23 protein-coding genes and 1 pseudogene are annotated in these 21271 nt (G+C 46.2%); 11 read left to right on the top strand and 13 right to left on the bottom strand.

The annotated features are described in order from the left end of the window. Positions 1-32: 32 nt before the first annotated feature. The gene (locus DYB02_RS22955) at positions 33-392 is read left to right on the top strand and encodes a glutaredoxin family protein (RefSeq protein WP_029804529.1); all 360 of its coding nucleotides are present in this window, start codon (positions 33-35) and stop codon (positions 390-392) included. Between the two features lie 91 nt (positions 393-483). On the opposite strand, the gene DYB02_RS22950 is transcribed toward DYB02_RS22955, so the two are convergent. Next, on the bottom strand, positions 484-1110 hold the full coding sequence (locus DYB02_RS22950; RefSeq protein WP_005482692.1) for an OmpA family protein: 627 nt from the start codon (positions 1108-1110) through the stop codon (positions 484-486). A 290-nt stretch (positions 1111-1400) separates the two neighbouring features. Here DYB02_RS22950 and DYB02_RS22940 point away from each other — a divergent pair, with 290 nt between their 5' ends. Both DYB02_RS22940 and bamJ read left to right on the top strand, forming a co-directional pair. Further along, positions 1401-2033: a thiol:disulfide interchange protein DsbA/DsbL gene (locus tag DYB02_RS22940; RefSeq protein ID WP_005482658.1), complete on the top strand. Its 633-nt coding sequence runs from the start codon at positions 1401-1403 to the stop codon at positions 2031-2033. Positions 2034-2046: 13 nt separating this feature from the next. Beyond that, complete coding sequence (gene bamJ / locus DYB02_RS22935; protein WP_029806937.1) at positions 2047-2520, top strand: BamJ family beta-barrel-assembly machinery protein; 474 nt, start codon at positions 2047-2049, stop codon at positions 2518-2520. A gap of 78 nt (positions 2521-2598) precedes the next feature. On the opposite strand, the gene cyoE is transcribed toward bamJ, so the two are convergent. Genes cyoE through DYB02_RS22915 form a run of 4 tightly spaced genes read right to left on the bottom strand, consistent with a single transcriptional unit; the run spans position 2599 to position 5899 of the window. Continuing rightward, positions 2599-3507 (bottom strand): heme o synthase, encoded by a 909-nt coding sequence (gene cyoE, locus DYB02_RS22930; protein ID WP_005461901.1) that lies wholly within the window; start codon positions 3505-3507, stop codon positions 2599-2601. Then, positions 3500-4519: a COX15/CtaA family protein gene (locus DYB02_RS22925; protein ID WP_005462008.1), complete on the bottom strand. Its 1020-nt coding sequence runs from the start codon at positions 4517-4519 to the stop codon at positions 3500-3502. Before DYB02_RS22925 ends, cyoE begins: the two co-directional genes overlap by 8 nt. Positions 4520-4529: 10 nt before the next feature. Beyond that, positions 4530-5066, bottom strand: a complete 537-nt coding sequence (locus DYB02_RS22920; RefSeq protein WP_005482681.1) for a redox-active disulfide-containing membrane protein — start codon at positions 5064-5066, stop codon at positions 4530-4532. After that, positions 5063-5899 (bottom strand): SURF1 family protein, encoded by an 837-nt coding sequence (locus tag DYB02_RS22915; protein ID WP_041953109.1) that lies wholly within the window; start codon positions 5897-5899, stop codon positions 5063-5065. Before DYB02_RS22915 ends, DYB02_RS22920 begins: the two co-directional genes overlap by 4 nt. Between DYB02_RS22915 and DYB02_RS22910 the strand changes: the two genes are divergently transcribed. Next, complete coding sequence (locus DYB02_RS22910) at positions 5847-6083, top strand: DUF2909 family protein (protein WP_005482739.1); 237 nt, start codon at positions 5847-5849, stop codon at positions 6081-6083. The genes DYB02_RS22915 and DYB02_RS22910 overlap by 53 nt on opposite strands. 8 nt (positions 6084-6091) lie before the next feature. Here the strand turns inward: DYB02_RS22910 and DYB02_RS22905 are convergent, their stop codons facing one another. From DYB02_RS22905 to coxB, 4 genes are read right to left on the bottom strand one after another with little or no spacing between them, the layout of a single operon-like run. Continuing rightward, positions 6092-6976, bottom strand: a complete 885-nt coding sequence (locus tag DYB02_RS22905; protein ID WP_015313021.1) for a cytochrome c oxidase subunit 3 — start codon at positions 6974-6976, stop codon at positions 6092-6094. Positions 6977-7027: 51 nt separating this feature from the next. Then, complete coding sequence (locus tag DYB02_RS22900; RefSeq protein WP_005498389.1) at positions 7028-7567, bottom strand: cytochrome c oxidase assembly protein; 540 nt, start codon at positions 7565-7567, stop codon at positions 7028-7030. A gap of 20 nt (positions 7568-7587) precedes the next feature. Then, the gene (gene ctaD / locus DYB02_RS22895; RefSeq protein WP_021450720.1) at positions 7588-9225 is read right to left on the bottom strand and encodes a cytochrome c oxidase subunit I; all 1638 of its coding nucleotides are present in this window, start codon (positions 9223-9225) and stop codon (positions 7588-7590) included. Beyond that, positions 9222-10385 carry a cytochrome c oxidase subunit II gene (gene coxB, locus DYB02_RS22890; protein ID WP_029804670.1) on the bottom strand — a complete coding sequence of 388 codons (1164 nt, stop codon included), beginning with the start codon at positions 10383-10385 and terminating at the stop codon, positions 9222-9224. The genes ctaD and coxB overlap by 4 nt, the downstream gene beginning before the upstream one ends. A 330-nt stretch (positions 10386-10715) precedes the next feature. Here coxB and DYB02_RS22885 point away from each other — a divergent pair, with 330 nt between their 5' ends. Beyond that, positions 10716-12410, top strand: a complete 1695-nt coding sequence (locus DYB02_RS22885) for a phospho-sugar mutase (RefSeq protein WP_005482641.1) — start codon at positions 10716-10718, stop codon at positions 12408-12410. 103 nt (positions 12411-12513) lie between these two features. Here the strand turns inward: DYB02_RS22885 and DYB02_RS22880 are convergent, their stop codons facing one another. Then, entirely contained in the window at positions 12514-12936 is a 423-nt protein-coding gene (locus DYB02_RS22880; protein WP_024703311.1) for a GNAT family N-acetyltransferase, read from the bottom strand. Positions 12937-13015: 79 nt separating this feature from the next. Then, positions 13016-13648 (bottom strand): LysE family translocator, encoded by a 633-nt coding sequence (locus DYB02_RS22875; protein ID WP_005498379.1) that lies wholly within the window; start codon positions 13646-13648, stop codon positions 13016-13018. Positions 13649-13876: 228 nt separating this feature from the next. Between DYB02_RS22875 and DYB02_RS22870 the strand changes: the two are divergent. The 3 genes and pseudogenes from DYB02_RS22870 to DYB02_RS22860 all read left to right on the top strand — a co-directional run bounded on the left by DYB02_RS22870 (position 13877) and on the right by DYB02_RS22860 (position 15804). Further along, positions 13877-14703 (top strand): annotated as a pseudogene (locus DYB02_RS22870) (AraC family transcriptional regulator). A gap of 79 nt (positions 14704-14782) precedes the next feature. Further along, positions 14783-15493, top strand: a complete 711-nt coding sequence (locus DYB02_RS22865) for an AzlC family ABC transporter permease (RefSeq protein WP_020842318.1) — start codon at positions 14783-14785, stop codon at positions 15491-15493. Then, positions 15493-15804 (top strand): AzlD domain-containing protein, encoded by a 312-nt coding sequence (locus tag DYB02_RS22860; RefSeq protein ID WP_015313014.1) that lies wholly within the window; start codon positions 15493-15495, stop codon positions 15802-15804. Before DYB02_RS22865 ends, DYB02_RS22860 begins: the two co-directional genes overlap by 1 nt. Here the strand turns inward: DYB02_RS22860 and DYB02_RS22855 are convergent. Continuing rightward, positions 15801-16415 carry a fumarylacetoacetate hydrolase family protein gene (locus DYB02_RS22855; protein WP_005461913.1) on the bottom strand — a complete coding sequence of 205 codons (615 nt, stop codon included), beginning with the start codon at positions 16413-16415 and terminating at the stop codon, positions 15801-15803. The two genes, DYB02_RS22860 and DYB02_RS22855, sit on opposite strands and share 4 nt — an antisense overlap. Positions 16416-16617: 202 nt before the next feature. Beyond that, on the bottom strand, positions 16618-17646 hold the full coding sequence (locus DYB02_RS22850; protein ID WP_029804671.1) for a porin: 1029 nt from the start codon (positions 17644-17646) through the stop codon (positions 16618-16620). Between the two features lie 613 nt (positions 17647-18259). On the opposite strand from DYB02_RS22850, the gene DYB02_RS22845 reads away from it, so the two are divergent. From DYB02_RS22845 to DYB02_RS22835, 3 genes are all read left to right on the top strand, one after another. Beyond that, complete coding sequence (locus DYB02_RS22845; protein ID WP_005498366.1) at positions 18260-19231, top strand: porin; 972 nt, start codon at positions 18260-18262, stop codon at positions 19229-19231. 474 nt (positions 19232-19705) lie between these two features. Next, the gene (locus DYB02_RS22840) at positions 19706-20563 is read left to right on the top strand and encodes a DMT family transporter (RefSeq protein ID WP_005491704.1); all 858 of its coding nucleotides are present in this window, start codon (positions 19706-19708) and stop codon (positions 20561-20563) included. 44 nt (positions 20564-20607) lie between these two features. Beyond that, complete coding sequence (locus DYB02_RS22835; protein ID WP_029804672.1) at positions 20608-21222, top strand: glutaredoxin domain-containing protein; 615 nt, start codon at positions 20608-20610, stop codon at positions 21220-21222. The last annotated feature ends 49 nt before the right edge of the window (positions 21223-21271 follow it).

Below are 21271 nucleotides of genomic sequence, written 5' to 3'. Positions count from 1 at the left end.
GACATTCATCCACTGAGCATCAAGGGATCATTATGAAGTTTATCCGTTGGATTTTAGGCAAAATCATTTTATTGCTGAACGCTGTCTTTTCTCCTCGTGGCATCAAACGCACTAACGAAGCACAGAGCAACGTCGATGACAAAGCAAAGCAATACGCGTTATATCAGTTTGAAGCTTGCCCTTTTTGCGTCAAAGTACGACGTGCGATGAAACGACAATCCGTTAATATCGAATTACGTGATGCGAAGAATGACCCAACTCACCGCGCTGAACTTGAACAAGGTGGCGGTCGCGTGAAAGTGCCTTGTCTTCGTATCGAAAAAGATGGCAAAACGCAATGGCTTTATGAGTCATCAGACATTGTCGCTTATCTTGAAAAAGAATTTGCCTAGTTCCCCCTAAGAACATTGGCGGATGTAAAAGAGGCACCATTTGGTGCCTCTTTTCTATTTTGATGTTTTTGCTTCTAAACCGACTGGCGGCCTACTCATCGACAATCAGCATCAACTCAACACGTCGGTTACACGCTTTACCGCTTGATGTGGCATTGCTACATTGCGGCACATATTCGCCGAATCCGCGAGAGAAAACGCGCTGACGCGGAATGCTACTCGCTAGCATTTGTTTTTCTACTTCACGAGCTCGTTTTTCGGAGAGCGTATCATTGAAACTCGCCGCACCAGTGCTATCGGCATGGCCATCAATCACCACATCCACATCGGTTCTGCCTGCTAAATAGTGCCCCAGCTTTCGTAACCAATCTTGTGAGTTTGACGACAATTGCGCCGACCCTGTCTGAAAGTGAACTTGCTCTTTTAAGCGAATCATAAGGTGACCACCACCGATCGTCTCATGCGGGATATTGTGTCTATCCAAGAACATTTCTAGTGAGGTCACGTTGTTAGACTTTTTTTCGGCCGCCCTCGCCGTCTGGTTGACACGTGGAGCCGTCGAAACGTGAGATGCACTCGCATACCCCCACTCAGGGTGTCTCAGCTCTGTGTTTGTTTTTGGGGCTGTATCCAACATATTCCCACCCGGAACCATGTCTGGATTAAGGCTGCTACACCCACTAAGAATGCCACAGACAATGAAAAACCAATGCTTCATACCGTTACCAACGTAGAAAGAATTCTTGTTCACTATGTCGACGAAAAACACATATTCTTTAGTGTTTTTCGCTATTTGATTGTTTTATATGCACCGTTCGTGCCATTCTCAGTTCGGGCTTGTCGCCTATGCTGCAAAACAGTAAACGTCCAATTTGCTAACACCATGTCACTATTCGGTTATATCCACACCAATCTGTTACTAATCGTCTCACTTTATTGTTATTTAATGGTTTTAGTCGCTATCGTTAACCGATAAACTACCGTAAATTTCTCATTCAGAGCGTTGTTATGTTTAAAACTATCTCAAAAGGCGTCGCTTTATTTGCCGCTATTGCGGCTCTGTCAGCATGTGACAGCGGCAATAGTCAGCCACAACAAGGTAAGCAATACGAAGTGTTGCCTGTTTCTCTTCAAGAATACAATCTGGCGCCACTAACCGAAGCTTTTGCCCTAACTTGCGGCCATTGTCGTTCAATGGAAGAGTTTGTCCCTCAAATTGAATCGCTAACAGAGCAAAAAGTTGAAAAGATGCACGTGACTTTCAATGAAAGTGCTCAGATCAGCGCAATTATCTTCTACACTGCTGTTATGCAGCTCGACGCAACACCAGATAAAGCATTCATGGCTGATTTATTTGCAGCGGTTCAAATGGGCGCAGATGCAACAGCAGAAGAGCGTCAACAAGCGGTAGAGAAAGCTTTTGAATCTCGTAACTTGATCAGCCCATACCATCTTGATGAAGCTCAACAGGAAAAACTGTTTGAATACATCACTAAAGCTGAATCCATCACTACTCGTGGCCAAATCAATTCTGTGCCAGCGTTTATCGTAAACGGTAAGTACCAAGTGATTACTGGCGGCCATGACAGCGTTGAGGCAATGGCAGAAACTATTAACTATTTGCTTAAGCAACCTAAATAGACAAGGAGTCAACGTGTCTAAATTTTTGTTTCCTATCATTATTTTTGTTTTAGCTGCATTTTTCATTTACCGCACTTGGACAAACCACAAAGTGGCAGATGAGAACTTTGCAAAAGGCCAAACTTTCCTATTAGAAAATGCGAAAAAAGAAGGCGTGACCACGACAGAGAGCGGGCTTCAATACCTAGTACTCGAAAAAGGTACAGGTGACGTTCACCCAACCGCAACAAGTAAAGTGAAAGTGCACTACCACGGCACGCTTATCGATGGCACTGTTTTCGATAGTTCAGTAAATCGTGGCGAGCCAATTACATTTGGTTTGAACCAAGTAATTAAAGGCTGGCAAGAAGGTCTCCAATACATGGTTGTGGGCGAGAAAATCCGTCTATTTGTACCGAGCACACTTGGCTACGGCAAAAATGGAACGGGGCCAATTCCACCTGCAAGTGTTTTGATTTTTGATGTTGAGTTGTTAGAGATTCAGTAATCTTTCCTCTCATACAATAAAAAACGCCGCACTTTTCGCGGCGTTTTTTATTAGCAGATATACCATTAAGTTATTCGCTTACTGCAACACCATTCCAATATAGTGATCGGCTAGGAGCGCAACAAACAGCGCCAACAGATGATAAATGGAGAACTTGAATGTCTCTATCGCACTATTAGGCTCGGGTGCAAACTTGAGTTTCCACGCGTGATAAATGAAACCTGCATTAAGCAGCAATGCTGAAAAGAGATAGATAAAACCGACCATCCCCACCAATACAGGCATCACGCACACCAATGTGAGCAATACCGTGTAAAGTAAGATCGACGTTTTGGTGTATTCAATACCGTGCGTTACCGGCAGCATAGGAATATCGACCTTACGGTAATCTTCAACTCGATGAATCGCAAGCGCCCAGAAATGCGGCGGTGTCCAGATGAAAATGATCATTACCAATAGCCAAGCGTTACCATGCAGCTCACCCGTCACCGCTGTCCAACCTAAGAGTGGCGGCATCGCACCGGCAATGCCAGCAATCACAATATTTTGCGGCGTTGCTCGCTTCAAATACATGGTGTAAACCACCGCATAGCCCAGTAAACTCAAAAACGTCATCCACGCTGTGAGCGCGTTTACCCAAGCATATAGGAGTACAAAACCAACCACGCCGATTGCCACGGCAAAAATCGCAACCGACAAGGGATTGGTATCTCCCGACGGTAAAGGACGCGTATGAGTACGAGCCATTCTTGCATCAATTCTGCGGTCAATAAGATGATTAAATGCCGCGGCAGAACCAGCCATTAGTCCTATTCCAATCAATCCGATGGATGCTTGAATCCAAGGGAAATCAGTGACCGGAGCCAAGCTCATACCGACAATGGCGGTGACTAACATTAGCGCGACAACTTTAGGTTTAGTCAGTTTTAAGTACGTTGAGCCGAGACGCTTTCGACTATCGAGTGTTAACGCAATTTCTTTACTCATAGCGAACTCCTTTCACTGCATAATTCCAATCGGCTTTTCCTTGCCACAAATAAAACTGACTGACACAAATCAGGCTCAACATGATTGCAGCACCCAGGTTATGAGCCACTGCGATGTAAATCGGTAACTGAAACACCACGTTGCTAATACCAAGCGTAATCTGGCAGGCCAGCGCCATCCCAAGCCACATGCCGACTTTCTGAGAATGGTGCGAGTCTTGTTTCATCAACACCACACAGTACGTCAACACAACCACTGCGGTGACCATCGCGCCGATTCGATGAGAGACATGAATTGTCATCCTCGCGGGGTATTCCAACACACCAAATTCATAATTGTCGTGCCCCGTTTGCCAGAAAGAGAACGCCTCTTTCCAATCCAAGTAGTTCATCCAATCTCCTTCGCAAATGGGCAACGTTGTACACATCAAAGCCGCGTAGTTTGATGAAGTCCAACCGCCGAGCAACACTTGGGAGAACACAACCAAAAAGGAAAACACTGAAAACAACCTAACCGACCGAGAGGAGGGGGAAAAATAAAGATTGTCTCTCGCTTTCAGTTGGCAATAAAACACCGCTTGCAGCGCGAGTAAGGTGAACCCACCAAGCAGATGAAGCATGACAATGACAGGCATCAGTTTTAGAGTCACCGTCCACATACCTAACATCGCCTGCCCCACAACCAAAAAGCTGAGCAGAATAGGAATGGATGGGTTCACGCGTTCAGTTCGAATAGCAATAACGGTAATAGCAAAAATCACCATGCCGAGTGTTCCAGCAAAATAGCGATGAATCATCTCTAGCCACGCTTTTTCATGCTCAATCTCGCGTTCTGGAAAATTGATGTTGGCGCGCAGAACATCGTCTTCATGGTGTGGTACAGAAAAGTGACCATAACACCCCGGCCAGTCAGGACACCCCAAACCCGCATCCGACAAACGGGTATAGGCGCCCAACATGATGACGACTAACGTCAGGCACAAACTTAATCTAACCAACTTTGTTAACGTCATGATACGCTCCCTATCCGACTCGCGACAATTTGAGCAACTTACGCAAATCCGCCAGCATATCTTTGCTGAGTTTGACCAAATCTTCGTTTGGCTCTGCGGTGTACGACATCACCAGTTGCCCCAGAGGATCCACAATCAGCACTTGCCCTTGCTGCACTTTTGCCGCCACGTTCTCATTCATCGCCATGGTTTCCATCGGCATTTCTATCGTGTCTGATGTTGTAGAAGTCCACAAAACTGGCACAACGCGTTCTTGATACTTGCCTAAAGCAACATGGCTTTGTTTGAGTAAATAGAGCTGTCTTTGACATTGGCTGTCGCAAGAATCAGGCACCACATAAGCCAGTTGCCAACCGTGCACCGCCGATGGAGCAGATTGGCCTAACTGCGCTAACGTTGTGTACGGTTCGATGAGCTTTCCTCGGTTTGTTACGCCCGTTTCGTACCAACCTTGCGCCAAAATCAACTTTGCAACAATCGCTGGTAAGGCGAATAAGCAAATCAGTGCGATAAGCACAAACCGCCCTTTTGTAACTTGAGATGTCATGCCTCACCTCCTTGTGATGCCGCTTTTCTAAACCATCGAATACACACAACCATTGTGAGCAGTAATAACACACCAGCCATCGCAAACCACTGTACGGCATACCCAAAATGTTTCGCGCTCGTGAGTGGAAGTGGATTCCAAGGAAATGGATATGCCCAGTTTTCTAGGTTGTCTGGCTGCAACACTGCCGGCATCAGCTCTACATTCAACAACTCATTGAGCTCGGAAATATTGAGGTTTTGGACTCGAATCCCCTCTCCCATTTCTGGCATCAATTCTGAGCTTAACGGATTCATTGATTTGCGATACAAACGTCCGGTTACGTTTGTGGGGCTCTTCAACGTCGTTACGGTTGGTAAAGAATCACGAGTTCGCCGCCCTTCGACGAAACCCAATTCTAAAAGCGCTAAGGTTATTGGATCCTGACCGACAGAAACCACTTGGTATGCGAGATAACCCACTTTGCCTTGAAAGGTTTGGTTATCGAGCAAAACCACTGGCAACGGCTCTGGCTTTGCCTCCGCTTGCACTTTCACGCCAATCACGCTCTCCTCTCGCCAGTCATTGTTATCAAGGACTGAAGTGAGAGATTGATACGGGGCATCAGCCCGAGCGAGTATCGCTTGTTCAAGCGCTTGTTTCTCCTGACCTCTTTCTAGTTGCCAAAATCCAAGTTTGACCAACAGAGAAAACACAACCACAGTTAAGCAAACTGCAATACCAAACCGCTTCGATAGCCATAACTTGTGCGATAACCAAGACGAAGAAACCGGAGGTACTATGTCCACCGTATTCCTATTCAAATTAACGCTGGTCCTTTTGCTGCTTTTCATTATCTTCAACCTCGCAAAAGCGCTTATCGAAATGGTTCGAGAAGACCCAGATAATCCGGACAAGCCAACAAAACCCATGAGCCACTATCTCGGTCGTCGTGTGATGTTTTCTGCGTTAGTGGTCATCCTTCTTTTGATTGCGTTAAGCTCGGGTTGGCTTGCACCCAATCCACGTCCTTACTGACTCTGTCACTACAACACATAAACAAAAACAAACAGGCATAGCCATACCACATCAACAAAATGCCAGTACCAACTGCCTGCTTGAAATGCGAAATGATTGGTAGGAGAAAAGTGGTCCTTCGCGATTCTAAACAGCAATACAGTTAAGAATATGGTGCCAAGACAAACGTGCATGCCATGAAAACCAGTAAGCATAAAGAACGTATTGCCATAAACCCCCGATTGAAGCGTGAGCCCCATTTCCTGATAAGCGTGAATGTACTCTTTGGCTTGATAGAACAAGAAAAAGCCCGCCAACACGATGGTGATTTCAAGCCACACGACTAACGCTGTGCGTCGGTTTTTCTCCAAACTGATGTGTGCCATGTGTAACGTGATAGAAGAGAGAAGCAAAATAATGGTGTTAGTGAGCGGAATACCTTGCCAAGGCATCGCTTGGGTGCTTTCCCCACTTGGCGTTGTCGTGAGCGGCCACATTGCTTCAAAGCTTGGCCACAATACTTCATTGGTCATGAGGTTATTATCAGCCCCTCCTAACCAAGGGACAGACACCATTCTGGCGTAAAACAGCGCTCCGAAAAACGCGCCAAAGAACATCACTTCTGAAAAGATGAACCAACTCATCCCCTGACGAAATGATCGAGTGATCTGCGCGCTGTATTTGCCCGTCAACGATTCGGTGATGACGTTACTAAACCACCCTGCCAACATGTAAAGCAGAAACAAAAAGCCTACGGCAAGCACAATGCGACCAACAACACCGACCGCACCATCGCTTTGAGTACCTTGCACCGTCATGCCCGCACCGACGGCGACTAAAAACAGAGCAAACGCGCCAATGATCGGCCAACTACTTTGAGCAGGAACGTAATAGGTTCCAGGTTTATTACTCATCAGTTCTCTCCTTACAGACACTATTTGGCCTGTATCTCACTCCTTGAGAGGCTAACTGCCTGTGGGAGGAGGAAGTTTGTAGAGTGTATAAGACAGCGTTAATGTATGTATTGAGTCCGGCAAATCGGGCTCAATATAGAAAATCAATGGCATCTGAGCGTGCTGCTTTCCATCCAGCGGCTGTTGCGTAAAACAAAAGCACTCTATTTTGTTGAAGTAAGCTGCACCGTTGCCGGGAGAAACGGAAGGCACCGCCTGCCCCACCAGCCTTTGTCCACTTTCGTTAAATGCCAAGTATTCAGTTTGCACGACCTCACCTGGATGAACATTCATCGAAATGACTTTCGGCTTAAACTCCCACGGCATATCTGGGTTGACGTGTGCCATAAACTCCACACGAATCGTCCGGCTCAAATCGGGTTGCATCCCCGTAGGTTGAATCGCTGCAACATCACTGGTTTTACCGTTGATGCCTAACGCATCACACATCACGTCATAGAGCGGCACGAGCGCAAAACCGAACCCGAACATGGCAAAAGTGGCCAGCACTAACTTTATCGTGAGCTTTTTGTGGGATGATTTTTCTGCCATGTTCTTCGCCTCTCGTTCCGTTAATCCACTTTAGGCGGCGTACTAAAGGTGTGATGAGGCGCAGGGCTTGGCACAGTCCACTCTAATCCTTCTGCACGCTCCCAAGGCTTGGCCGACGCTTTCTCTCCGCCACGAATACATTTGATCACGACCCACAAGAAAATCAGTTGCGACAAACCAAAGGCAAAGCCGCCGATGGATACGATTTGGTTCACATCCGCAAATTGAATCGCGTAATCAGGGATTCTTCGCGGCATGCCCGCCAAACCTAAAAAGTGCATCGGGAAGAAAAGGACATTAACGGAAATGACTGAGCACCAGAAATGCCACAAACTCAACTTGTGGTCGTACATATTCCCCGTCCATTTCGGCAACCAATAATACGACGCCGCCATGATTGAGAAGACCGCGCCAGACACCAAGACATAATGGAAGTGCGCAACCACAAAATAGGTATCGTGGTACTGGAAATCCGCCGGCACAATAGCAAGCATCAAACCCGAGAAACCACCGATAGTGAACAGAACAATAAACGCAATCGCAAACAACATTGGCGTTTCAAAGGTCAATGCGCCACGCCACATGGTTGCGACCCAGTTAAACACTTTTACTCCGGTCGGTACCGCAATCAACATGGTGCAGTACATAAAGAACAGTTCTGCAAACACGGGCATGCCTGTCGTGAACATGTGGTGTGCCCACACAAGGAAAGAAAGAAGCGCGATACTGCATGTTGCGTACACCATAGAGTGATAGCCGAACAGCTTTTTGCCACTAAATGCAGGAAGAATGGCAGAGATGATCCCGAACGACGGCAAAATCATGATGTACACTTCTGGGTGACCAAAGAACCAGAAAATGTGTTGGAACATCACAGGATCGCCGCCGCCCGCAGCATCAAAGAAGCTGGTACCAAAGTACTTATCGGTCAGTACCATCGTGACCGCACCCGCCAACACTGGCATGACGGCAATAAGTAAGAACGCAGTGATCAGCCAAGTCCAAACGAACATCGGCAACTTAAACCATGTCATGCCCGGTGCGCGCATGTTGACAATCGTCACGATGACGTTAATCGCCCCCATGATGGAGCTGATACCCATGATATGCACAGAGAACACAAACAGCGCAGTACTGTCTGGCCCATACGTAGTCGATAGCGGCGCGTAAAACGTCCAACCGAAATTCGGTGCACCGCCCGGTAAGAACAACGAGCTCAACAGAATGAGAAACGCAAAAGGCAGAATCCAAAAGCTCAAGTTATTCATACGTGGCAGCGCCATATCAGGTGCACCGATCATCATCGGGATCATCCAGTTTGCTAATCCAGTGAACGCGGGCATGACTGCACCAAACACCATCACCAAACCGTGAACCGTTGTCATCTGATTAAAAAATTGCGGATCGACAAGCTGCAAACCCGGCTGAAACAGCTCCGCACGAATGACCATTGCCATCGCACCACCCGTTAGGAACATGGTGAAACTAAACCAAAGATACAACGTGCCGATGTCTTTATGGTTGGTGGAATACAACCAACGAGCAATACCTTTTGGCGCGTCGTGCGAATCGTGGTCGTCTAGCGCAATTGTTGCGTTTGCTGCGGTATGCGCTTCAACGGGAGCCGATTTTACGGCTTTGTCTGCTGGCTTACTCATATTTCCTCCTTGGCACTTTTTTGTGCCTTAAAGGCATTGACGTCGGCCGCTTGAACCGTATCGCCAGTATCATTTCCCCAAGCATTGCGTTGGTAGGTAATTACCGCAGCAATTTCTTGATCACTAAGTTGGTTAGCAAAAGACTGCATCGCCGTCCCTGCGCGGCCATCAACAACCACACCGATATGTTCGGCGATATCACCTGTCGCGACAGGACTGCCTTTAATTGAAGGGAACGCCCCCGGAATACCCTCACCATTAGCTTGGTGACAAACAGCACAACGCGCCGAGTAAATCGCTTCGCCTTGCGCCATGAGCTCATCCATCGACAAGTCTTGAGTTAGCGCCTCTTGCGCCGCAGCTTTTTGCATCGCGATTTCTTCTTTCTTACCCGAGAGCCACTGATCGAATTCATCTTCCGGCATGGCATGGACTACGATTGGCATAAAGCCATGAGCTCGTCCACAAAGCTCTGCACACTGACCACGATAAACGCCCGGCTCATCAATTCGCGTCCAAGCCTCGTTGATGAAACCCGGTATGGTGTCTTTTTTCACGGCGAAATCAGGTACCCACCAAGAGTGAATCACATCGTCTGAGGTCAGTAAAAATCGCACTTTACGATTCACAGGGAGCACGAGCGGGTTATCCACTTCAAGCAAGTAATGCGCGCCTTTCATCTCTATACCGTCAATCTGCTTTTGGCTGGTTGCGAGCAAGCTGAAAAATTCCACATCTTCACCAAAGTAGCTGTAATGCCACTTCCATTGCGAACCTGTGATTTGAATGGTGATATCCGATTGGCTAGTGTCTTCCATTGCGACTAAAGTTTTCGTTGCGGGAATCGCCATCGCGACAAGAATGATGATAGGGATAACAGTCCAAATAATTTCCACTTTGGTGCTTTCGTGGAAATGCGCGGCAACTGCACCTTTTGACTTGCGATGACGAATGACGGCATAGAACATAACACCAAAAACAACCAGAGCTATCGCGCAACAAATGTAGAAAATGAGCATATGTAATTCATACACTTGCTCGCTTATCGCCGTGACCCCTTTGGTCATGTTGAGTTCATTGTCCTTTGACCAACCGTAGGAGGAGAATGTGATTAAAATCACACTCAGTGGTATGGCTAGAGTAGTCGCTAATCTTTTCAAAAGATCTCTCCTCTGCTCAGCCGCTACGCTTGCGCGAGCTTCCTTGCGTCCCATTGCAAATATCGAACAACTTTACGAAAAATCACAAAAAATACGATTTCGACACAGTTTGTTATATTTATGTTAAAAGGCTAGTTATAGTTCCAAAGTTCTTCAAGAAATCAAATGTGATTAAATTTTGTTCAGACAGGAAAAATAAGTTCGGTTTATCGATTGCCCTCTTTGAAATGGAATTGAGAACCATTTACATTAAAGTAAAAGAAAACATTGGATACTTTTTCAGAAAAAGTGTCCAAACAAGTAGGCTCCCCCTGCTAAGGAATGAAAGATATGACAGCACTAATTACTCAATGGCTAGCGCGAGATCCTGACCCTAAAACTCGTGAAGAGCTTCAGCACCTCGTTGATACGAATAATGAACAAGAACTTTCTGACCGCTTCGGCTCCCGTCTTGCCTTTGGTACCGCGGGTCTTCGTGGCAAAGTGGGCGCAGGTCCAAACCGAATGAACCGTTTGGTGATTCAAGAAACTGCCACAGGTCTCGGCCACTATTTACTTGAACAAGTGCAAGATGCAGCGAGTCGCGGCGTTGTTATTGGTTACGATGGCCGACCAGATTCTAAACAGTTCGCGCACGATACTGCTTCTGTCTTAACAGCACTCGGTATCAAGGTTTACCTAACCTACCAAGTCGCGGCAACGCCTATTGTTGCTTTTGGTGTACGCACAATGAATGCTGCAGCGGCCGTTGTTGTAACCGCTAGCCACAATCCACCCGAATACAACGGCTTCAAAGTGTATTGGGAAAATGGCGCGCAAATCATTCCACCTCACGACTCGGGCATCGCGGCAAAAATTGATGAAGCGACCACAAAGCCTCTGCCGTTGATGTCTTTAGACGATGCTAAACAACAAGGCTTACTGGTTTGGTTGGAAGATGACTACTATCAAACTTACCGTAAAACCATGAACGAAAATGCTCTACTGACTCCTGATAGCAACACCGATATTTCTATCGCTTACACTGCGATGCACGGTGTTGGCGCAGACATGGCAGAAACGTTACTTGCTGACGCTGGCTTTAAAAAAGTGGCCAGTGTTGCGGAGCAGCGCGAACCTGATGGCACATTCCCCACAGTTAACTTCCCAAATCCAGAAGAAGCAGGGGCAATGGACATGGTCATGGCGCTCGGTAAATCCGTAGATGCGGATATCGCCTGTGCTAACGACCCAGATGCAGACCGTTTCGCCGTCGCCGTAAAACGCCCAGACGGTGAATACCAAATGTTAACTGGCGACCAAGTTGGTTCATTGTTTGGTGATTACTTGCTAGAGCAACAGCCGAACTCACTGGTCGGTAACACCATCGTGTCATCTCGCCTCTTGAGCAGCATCGCAAAAGCGCATGGCGCAGAGTATTACCAAACGCTAACAGGCTTTAAATGGCTAACCAACGTCGCGATGAGCCAAGAAACCGAGCAACATCCGTTCTTGTTTGCTTACGAAGAGGCGCTCGGCTACACCGTTGGCAACAAGGTGTGGGATAAAGATGGTTTGTCCGCGATTGTTGCGTTTTCGCAATTAACCGGAAAGCTCAAAGCACAAGGCAAAACACTGTGGGACAAGTTGGAAGCGCTTTACCGTCAACACGGTTTTTACTTTAACGCTCAGCGTAGTATTGCGTTGGATCCAAACTCACCACCAATTGGTGACAAGTTACGTGCAAATCCACCGAGCGAAATTGCAGGCAAGAAAGTATCGGTTACTGAGGACTTGAAAACTTCCGTTCGTACATTTGAGGATGGTTCAGAAGAGACGATTGATTTACCAGCAAGTGATGTGCTGATTTATCATCTCGAAGACAAATCTCGCGTAATCGTTCGTCCTTCTGGTACTGAGCCTAAGTTGAAATGTTACTACGAAGTCATCAGTGACTTCCCTGCTGACATGAGCTACGAGCAAGCGCAACAAGCTGCGGAAGCCAAAATGAACGCGCTGATCGACGCACACCAAAAAAGCTTGTAACTCTCTCAACAAGTTGTCATGAAAAGCTCATGACTACATACTAAAAGAGGCGCTGTTCGCGCCTCTTTTACTGGATTCCTAGCACGCTAAACATCAGTAGCGACTATTCTGCGATTTCTTTTTGGAGGAAGTATTTGTGGATTCCCTCAGCCGGATAACCGGAATACTGCCCTACTTTTTCAAAGCCCAATTTGAGGTAGAAATCGAGCGCTTGGAAGCTGTAAGTATCTAAATAAACATGACTCACGCCATACGGCTTCACATGCTGCTCTAACATTGCCATCAGTTTACTGCCTAAGCCCGATGTTCTGCTTTCTGCGTCCACCCACAAGAACTCCACAAAAACTGTATTTTTAAACATTTCCCCAGTAAGGCCGCCAATGATTTTGCCGTCTTCATCTTTTGCAAAGCAACCCACCGCATTCACTTCTCCTTCAGGTAAGTGCTTGCGGTTATATGATCGAATGCCATCACGAACGCAATCAAGATCGGCTTGGTCTGGGTTTAAACAAAATTCAAGTTTCATACATCCTCTCCTTGGAAAACGTTTCTATCCTAAAACAAAAAGCCAGTAATTGCTGGCTTTCCGATTGAATTTGATAGGTTTATAGCACGAAGCTGCTCAACATCCACAAAGCGAGGATCACAAACACCAACCCCATAAGTTTGTGTTGGTAAGTGCGGAACTTCTCATTCTCCAGCAACCCTTTCCCTAATGTACCAGCCAACGCTACCAATAACAGGTTGAACAAAAGGCCAAGAACGTTCAACAACAAACCAAGCGCCAGCATCTGCTCGCCGGATGAAGCGGTAATATTGCTCGAAACGAACTGAGGCAAAAACATCACAAAAAAGACCAACGCTTTAGGGTTGAGCAAATTGCTCATTAATGCACGTTGATAGTAGGTCGATGCCATCTTATTTTTTTGATCAAGCTCTGGAGCAGATGAAGCTTCTGCTCTCAAGCAATCCCAACCCATTTTAAGTAGGTACGCACCACCTAAAAGGTGAAGTACTTTGAGTGCCACAGGGCTCATCGCAATCAGGGTTGAAACCCCCATCGCAGCAAGTAAAGTAAGGATAAGGCCAGACGTCGCGTTCCCCAGACTGGCAAATAGGCCAACCTTTTTGCCGTAGCTCATACTTGAGCTCGCAATCAGCAACATATCAGGGCCAGGCAAAAGCAATAAGGCGATAACCGCCGTGAGATAAATAGGAAGTACAGCTAAATCGATCATGATGGAACAGGTTTTCTACAACAAGGCGTCGAATCTTATACCAATAAATCAAACTCGACCAGATTAAATACCTTTAAATGTAGCCATATTTAGAAAGGATAAATCACCAATTCACTCATATAAAAACAATTAACCTTTTTAACGATACTGAATAGCAATTTTGTACAAAAATAAGCACGATGGATACGTTACACTCGTATGACGAACTTCTCGAGCAGATTGGAAACAATGAAAGAAAAGAACAAGGAAATCGCGACATTCAAAATTGCTCAAGAACTTGGTGGCTTGGAGCTGCTAGATGCTAAGTATGAAAAGCAGAACTTCTCTCGGCACAGTCACGAAGGCTACACCATTGGTGTGATCGAAAAAGGCGCTCAACAATTTTTCCGCACTGGCGGCAACCACATTGCACCACAAAACAGCATTATCTTAGTTAACGCTGATGAAGTGCATAACGGCCATTCAGCAACCGAGGGGGGCTGGGAATACAAAGCAATGTATCCCGTGCCAGAACAATTTCAAACCTTGGGGCAAGAGCTTGGCTCACCCAATATCGCGCTGCCCTATTTCCCTCAACCTGTGGTTTATGATCCCGAACTGGCAAGCCAATTGCGCTTGGTGTTCGAGACTCTAGAAAAATCGGACAATCGACTGCTGCGAGAAACCTTGGTGTACGGCACGTTGATCAAATTGGCGAGTAAACACAGCACTCACCGCGCACCACTAAAAGAATCCACCAAAGCGCAACGACAGTTACAGCTTGTAAAGGAGTTTTTAGAAGACTTTCCACAAACCGATGTGTCGCTGGAAGAACTCGCGAAACTGGCTGGGCTGAGCCCTTTCACTTACTGCGCGAATTTCAAAAGCAATTTGGCTTTCCACCTCATGCTTACCAGATCCAGCAACGTTTACGTATGGCGAAAAAACTGCTCAAACAAGGGCAGAGAATCTCTGATGTCGCACAAGAATGTGGTTTTCATGATCAAAGCCACCTGCATCGACACTTTAAGAAAGCCATGGGCGTCACGCCGGGCCAATATCTTCGCTTTAGCTAAATCCGCAATATCGTACAAGGCGATATGCCTCTACCACGTTACGTTGATAGCCTGACTTCAAAACAATTAAGAACAAACAATGGATAACACTTTGCCGTTACAAGAAGAATCAAAAGCCACTTTATTTTGGCAAGGCACACTCGCAATGATGCCGTTGAGTATTGCCGTACTGCCTTGGGGACTCTTAGCAGGTTCGTTCGCGATCGATACAGGGCTTCACCCGCTAGAAGGACAAGCGTTATCCGCGATTCTTTTCGCGGGCTCCGCTCAGCTCGTCGCGATGGGAATGATAAAAGCGGGCGCGGGGTTAACCACTATGTTGCTCACCACGTTTTTCATCACCTCACGACATTTTCTCTACAGCGTATCCATGCGCAGTAAAATTGCACCACTTCCGCTTAAATGGCGGCTATCGCTTGGTTTTCTGTTAACCGACGAGCTGTTTGCCATTGCTGGCCATCATTCTGACGAACAATTTAATCGCTGGTACGCCCTTGGGGCTGGATTGAGCTTCTATTTGTTCTGGAACCTTGCGACGCTGACAGGCATCGTGGCGGGTAGCCTAATCCCAGAACTAAATGAAATGGGGTTGGAATTTGCAGTAGCCGCAACCTTTATCGCGATTGTCGTACCCACGATTAAAAATGCAGCGGTACTTTCTAGCGTCTTAGTGGCTTTGGTAGGCTCAGTCGCGTTAAGCTATTACCAAGTGGAAGGAAGTTTGATGATTTCGAGCATTTTAGCCATGTTAACAGGCTATTTTGTCGAACAAGTGCAGGAGAAACGCTAATGATTATGCTGTCAATTTTACTCATGACGCTGTTGGTGTTCACAAGCCGATACTTGTTTCTCGAACCGAAGTTGCCATTAAAGCTTGGCACGCGCACACAAAAGATTCTCAACTACGCGAGTCCGGCCGTTTTAACCGCGATCTGGGCGCCGATTGTCTTCATCCCCGAAGGGGAACTCAGTGTCAGCGTACAAAACCCGTTTTTATTGGCTGCGACATTGGCTGCGTTGATCGCCTATTTGACAAAAAACGTTCTCTTAACGACGGTTGTCAGTATGGTGGCGTTTCTTCTTTTGCGCGTTTGGCTTTAATCAGCCACCCACTCAATTTCTAACAAGGTGACGTCGCCACATTTTAAACGCCCAAGGAAGACGTCGCCTTGATGGACTTCGCCAACCCCTTGCGGCGTTCCCGTCATCACCACATCACCGTCTTGCAAAGTTGTGTAGCTACTTAGCTCATCCAAAATCGCAAATGGCGGATACAGCATCTGTTGTACGTGGCCTTTTTGCACACGAACACAGTTAATCAATAGTTCTAAGTTAAGGTCATGAATATCAATGCCCTCAAGAGGCACAAAGCGGCTAAAAACCGCAGAACCATCAAATGCTTTTGCTCGCTCCCAAGGCAAGCCTTGCTTTTTGAGAGAAGATTGCAGACCGCGTTTCGTCAGATCTAGCCCCAAACCCACGGCGGCGTATTGACCGTCTTTGATTAGAAAGCAGATTTCCGCTTCATAATGCAAAGGTTCTTGATGAAATGAGCGTAAGATCGTCGATACAGAGGTAGAAGGTTTATTAAACACCACCATTTGCTCTGGAATAGCATTGTCCAACTCATGGATGTGCTCAACGTAATTACGTCCAACACACAGCACTTTTCCAACTTCTACTTTCTTTTCTTCAACTTGAATGACGCTCATTGATCTTCCCTGCAAAACAAAAACATCATCATAATCTAACCTTTTGATGGAACAACACTAGAACGCGCTCTGAAGTATCGAAAATAAGACATTCAGCCCGTTTTATGTTTTGTGTCATCAGTTTGAAACGCATGTTGATTCTTCGAAAAAACGAAAAAAGCCAGCATCATGCTGGCTTTTGAATCGATAACTGTAACGACAATTATAGGTAGTAACGTGCACCAAGTGCCCATTTGTCATCAGTTTTGCGGTCGTTAGCGTCGTTCAAGTCAAACTGGTAACCCGCATAACCCACAAACTTAGGTGTGAAGTTGTATTCTGCTTGCAGCGCCATTTCTTCACGAGCCGTTTCTGTCTTCGCGCCTTTCACGTCTTTGCCTTCAACCATTTCGTAGTTGATGCTCAGGTTTAGGCTATTAGGCAGTGCATAAGCGATCAACGCTTCGTACGCGTCGCTTTCAGCTAGACGAGTTTTACCGTCGAAGTTCATGTTTTCGTTCGAACCGTAAACCGCTGCTAGGTACAAACCTTGACCGTAAGAACCGTATGCCGCAGATACTAGGTGAGATTCAGCTGAATGCTTACCGATGTACGCTGAATCTTGGAAGTCGCCACCGTTGTACGTGTAACCCACTTTTGCGCTCATGATCGCGTAAGAAATTGCAACTTGTACGCGGTCATCGTATGTGTGCGTATCCGTCGATTCGTTCGTACCTTGCCAACCTAGACCAACGTTAATTTTGCCTGCTTCGCCAAGTTCGATTGCGTTGCGGTAAGAGATCATTTTCTCTGCACGGCCAGTGCCTAGGTTGCCGTGGTCGTCATAGATAAAGTCGTTCGCAAATGCAATTGGCATATCTGCTACGCCAGCTACGTCGTAGTAAGGTGCCCACTGTGTACCGCCCACTGCACGACCGTATGTATCGTGAGTCAGACCTAAGTAACCAAGACGAGTTTTGAATGAGTTTTCGCCGCCATCTAGGTAGTTAAGTGCCCATTCACCACGAGCGTCAGCAGTAAAGCCATTACCTAGATCCTGAGTTGCTGTGAAGTTGATACGTGGAGAGTTTGTGCCTACGTCAGTATCACCTTGCTCTGAACCGTTCAGGTTAACAGACACATGGCCACCAATAGAGAACGTAGTGCCATCGTTATTGTAAAGTTCCACTGCTACTGCTTGAGTACCGAATGTTGCAGCTGCGATTGCTGCCGCTAGGAATTTTTTGTTCATTTATTAAGTCCATGTATTTATTAGTCGGTTAGTCGATTTGCACCTTGAGCATTTGGATTTATGTACGAATGAACGCCAATAGCTTCGGGTGTATACAAAGGCTTTTTGGGGCATCTTTTCCGCCAAAACTGAATTACCTTTGCGCAACAACTGCCGCCACTTTATTTGAAGACTCTTCGGTAACCGAGTGAAAAATTATAAGAAATCGAATAAAACCAAACATTTAGATTGCTAACTTATCATCCATCCAATCGATAACCTTACAAATTGAAATGTTTTGTAACGTGCAAGATCACGAAATCTCATAACCCTATGAAACTTAAATGATCGAGCCAGATGATTAAGAAACATTTGTTTACATTTGTGAATTTAAAACACCTTCAGGAACTTTTTGGAAAAATTGTGGTCAGTAATCAAGCACGAAAAAGCTAAAAAAAGCTAAAACCCTTCTAGTTATGCACCTTTTCTAAAGAGGCGTTTAAACGCGCCAGAAATAAAAGTGCAATAAAATCATAACTTAATAGCAATCTATCTTTCATTTTCGCGGTTTACCTTAGCGTCATCAACACATCGGGCAAGTAAGCCCATCGATTACAACTAGGGTAATAAGAAAATGAAAAAGGCAGCACTAACTACTGCAATTCTAACAGCACTGGTATCAGCACCATCTTTCGCAGCAACAGTTTACAAAAACGACGGCACTGAGCTAAAAGTTGGCGGTCGCGTTGAGTTTCGTGGCGACTTCATCGGTTCAGATGGTGCGGAAGTAGAAGGCTCAATGGAAGACCAAAGCCGCGCTCGTCTTAACCTTAAAGGTAAAACTGACATCGGCAACGGCATGTCTGCATTCGGTGTGTACGAAGCAGAACAAAAGACAGGTAAAAGCGAATTCAAAAACCGCTACATGTACGCTGGTGTAAATACTGACGTTGGCGCATTCTCTGTAGGCCGTCAAGACATGGCTGCCGTGATCATCTCAGACATGACGGATATCACTGAGTTTTCTGGCGTTCAGCAAGTGATTGATTCTTCTTCTGATAAGCAAGACAGCGTATTCGCATACCGTGGTGAGTTTGATGCACTACAACTTCAAGCGACTTACCAAGCAAACTCTGGCGATAGCCAAGACAAATACGGCATCTCTGGTATGTACTCTCTGCCAATGGGGCTAGATTTGGGTCTGGCTTACTCTGGCGGCGACGTAGATAAGAACAACTCTGAAGACCAAATCCTAGGTGGTATCGCTTACTCTCTAGATAACCTATACCTAGCGGGTACGTACTCTCAAGGTTCACTAACAGATTCTGAAGACTTTACTGCTTACGAGTTGGTTGCAAGCTACAAAGTAGCAAGCAAAGTAACGCTAGCAGCGCTTTACACGGCACAAGAAAACGATCCAGACAACGGCTCAAAATACGACTCAGTTGAAGGTATCGAGTTAGTTGGTTACTACAAACTAAACAGTAACTTCCGTACTTACCTTTCTTACTACATCAACCAACTTGATGAAGTGAAAGACGCAACATCTGGTCTAGTGACTGAAGGCGAAGATACGCTACGCCTAGGTGTACGTTACGACTTCTAATTCACTCTTGTCCTAAGAGCGAGTCCACTTGGCCGGCACTTTTGTCGGCCATTTTTTGTGGTGCTCACAGATAAAGCAATGAATTTTCATCTTTATTCTGTTACCCCTTCACTGCTCCACTAAAAAATACGAGCCTCAGAGCCACCACTTCTGCCCTCTTTTAATGCAATTTATCACTGACTTAGTGCATACCTTCTAACCTTGGCATCGCCATAAAATAAAAATACTTATAAATCATAAAGATAAAAATTGGCACGTGTTCTGCAATACTAGAAATGCAAATGCATGGCAGCGTTTGTGCTTCTCGTTCTTTGTACCTGTAATGACAGGCACGTCCTTTGAATTGGTAATGTCGCCTCCCTCTGGGAGGCATTTTTTTATTTGCGCAAAAAGCTTTAGGACGTATTATCCGTCTACCTCTTTCAAACCGGAAATATTCAATTGAATCATCATCCTGTTCAAGGTGCTTCTTGGATGCTAACTGCAGGATTGGCATTCGCCATCGTGAATAGCTTTGCCCAAATCGCAAGCATCCACTTTGGTGTGTCTTCCACCACTTTTGCATTGTTTCAATACGCGATCGCGTTGTTCGTTATTCTTCCTTATCTAAGAACGCTAGGCATTCGACGCTCTTTGAGAACTCAACATTTTGGCTGGCACGCTTTTCGTATTTTTCTCTCTGTTATCGGTATCCAACTGTGGCTTTGGGCGCTCGCTTACCCTGTTCCGATTTGGCAAGGCATTGCGCTGCTAATGACTTCTCCGCTGTTTGCGACCGTAGGCTCAGGGCTTATCTTGAAAGAGAAAGTGGGCACCGCACGCTGGCTTGCCACACTAACTGGCTTTATCGGTGCCATGATCATCTTAGAGCCGTGGTCAGACTCCTTCACTTGGGCAACTCTACTGCCTGTTGGGGCGGCCTTCTTTTGGGCGGCGTATTCTTTGATGGTGAAAAAGATGTCGGTAAACGATCCACCGTCTACCATGGTGGTTTACTTGTTGTTACTGATCACGCCTTTCAATATTGTGCTAGCGATACCAAGCTTTACCATGCCTAGTGACTGGACTATTTGGCTGATCCTTCTTTTTGCTGGTGCACTAACAGCATTAGCGCAATGGGCGATTGTGAAAGCTTACGCAGTTGCGGACGCTTCCTTCGTTCAACCCTTCGATCACGCTAAACTGCCTTTAAATGTGCTGGCTGGATGGATGGTCTTTGGATGGGTGCCTCCTGGTCGTTTGTGGCTAGGCGCTGCGATTATTGTGGCGTCGATTGCATTCATCACGCACTGGGAAGCAAAAAAGACAAAGTTAGTTGAAAGAAAAATCTAGCTTTTGAGTTCTATATTTTCAGGAAAGGAAATGAGGAACAGCCTATGACACAACCAATCAAAATCACACTTTATCGCTGGGCTGGCAATTGGGGGCCGTTCAAAGTGAACATCCCATGCGGCGAGTGTACGCTAACCAAAGATATTTTAGTGGACACCTTCGCGAACGAATTGGCGGATGTACCAGTCGAACTCGAAATGAAAGATTGGTTATCTCACTGGTGGGAACCTTTGAAAGTCGGTGCATGGCACGCCCCTATTCTTCTGGTTGAAGGTAAAGTCGTGAGCCAAGGGGAAGCGCTAAACCGAGGCGTGCTCGTGCAATCGGTCATTTCGGAGTGGGTAAAACGTGATGAACTGAAAGGCAACATCGTTTACGGAAAAGCCACTTGTCCGTATTGCGTCAAAGCTAAACAGTTACTCGACGATGCTGGTATTAAGTACGAGTATCACGATGTCGTCAAAAACAGCGCTGCCCTGTATAGAATGATCCCAGAAGTTAAAGCGATCATCGGTGAGAAAACACCAGTGACCGTGCCGCAAATTTGGTTAGAGGGAAAATACGTCGGAGGCGCAGATAACCTAGAAAAGTGGTTAGCCGCAAAGGGGTTAGACAAGGTGCCGAATAACGTCGTAGAAATACCAAGCCAATCGGCATAGTCGTTATCGCACTAGCATAAAGACCGTATAAATATTTGGTTGATAGAAA

Origin of the sequence: Vibrio parahaemolyticus (assembly GCF_900460535.1) — a bacterium.
Classification (GTDB): domain Bacteria; phylum Pseudomonadota; class Gammaproteobacteria; order Enterobacterales; family Vibrionaceae; genus Vibrio; species Vibrio parahaemolyticus.
This window is presented reverse-complemented; position numbering and strand designations above follow the sequence as displayed.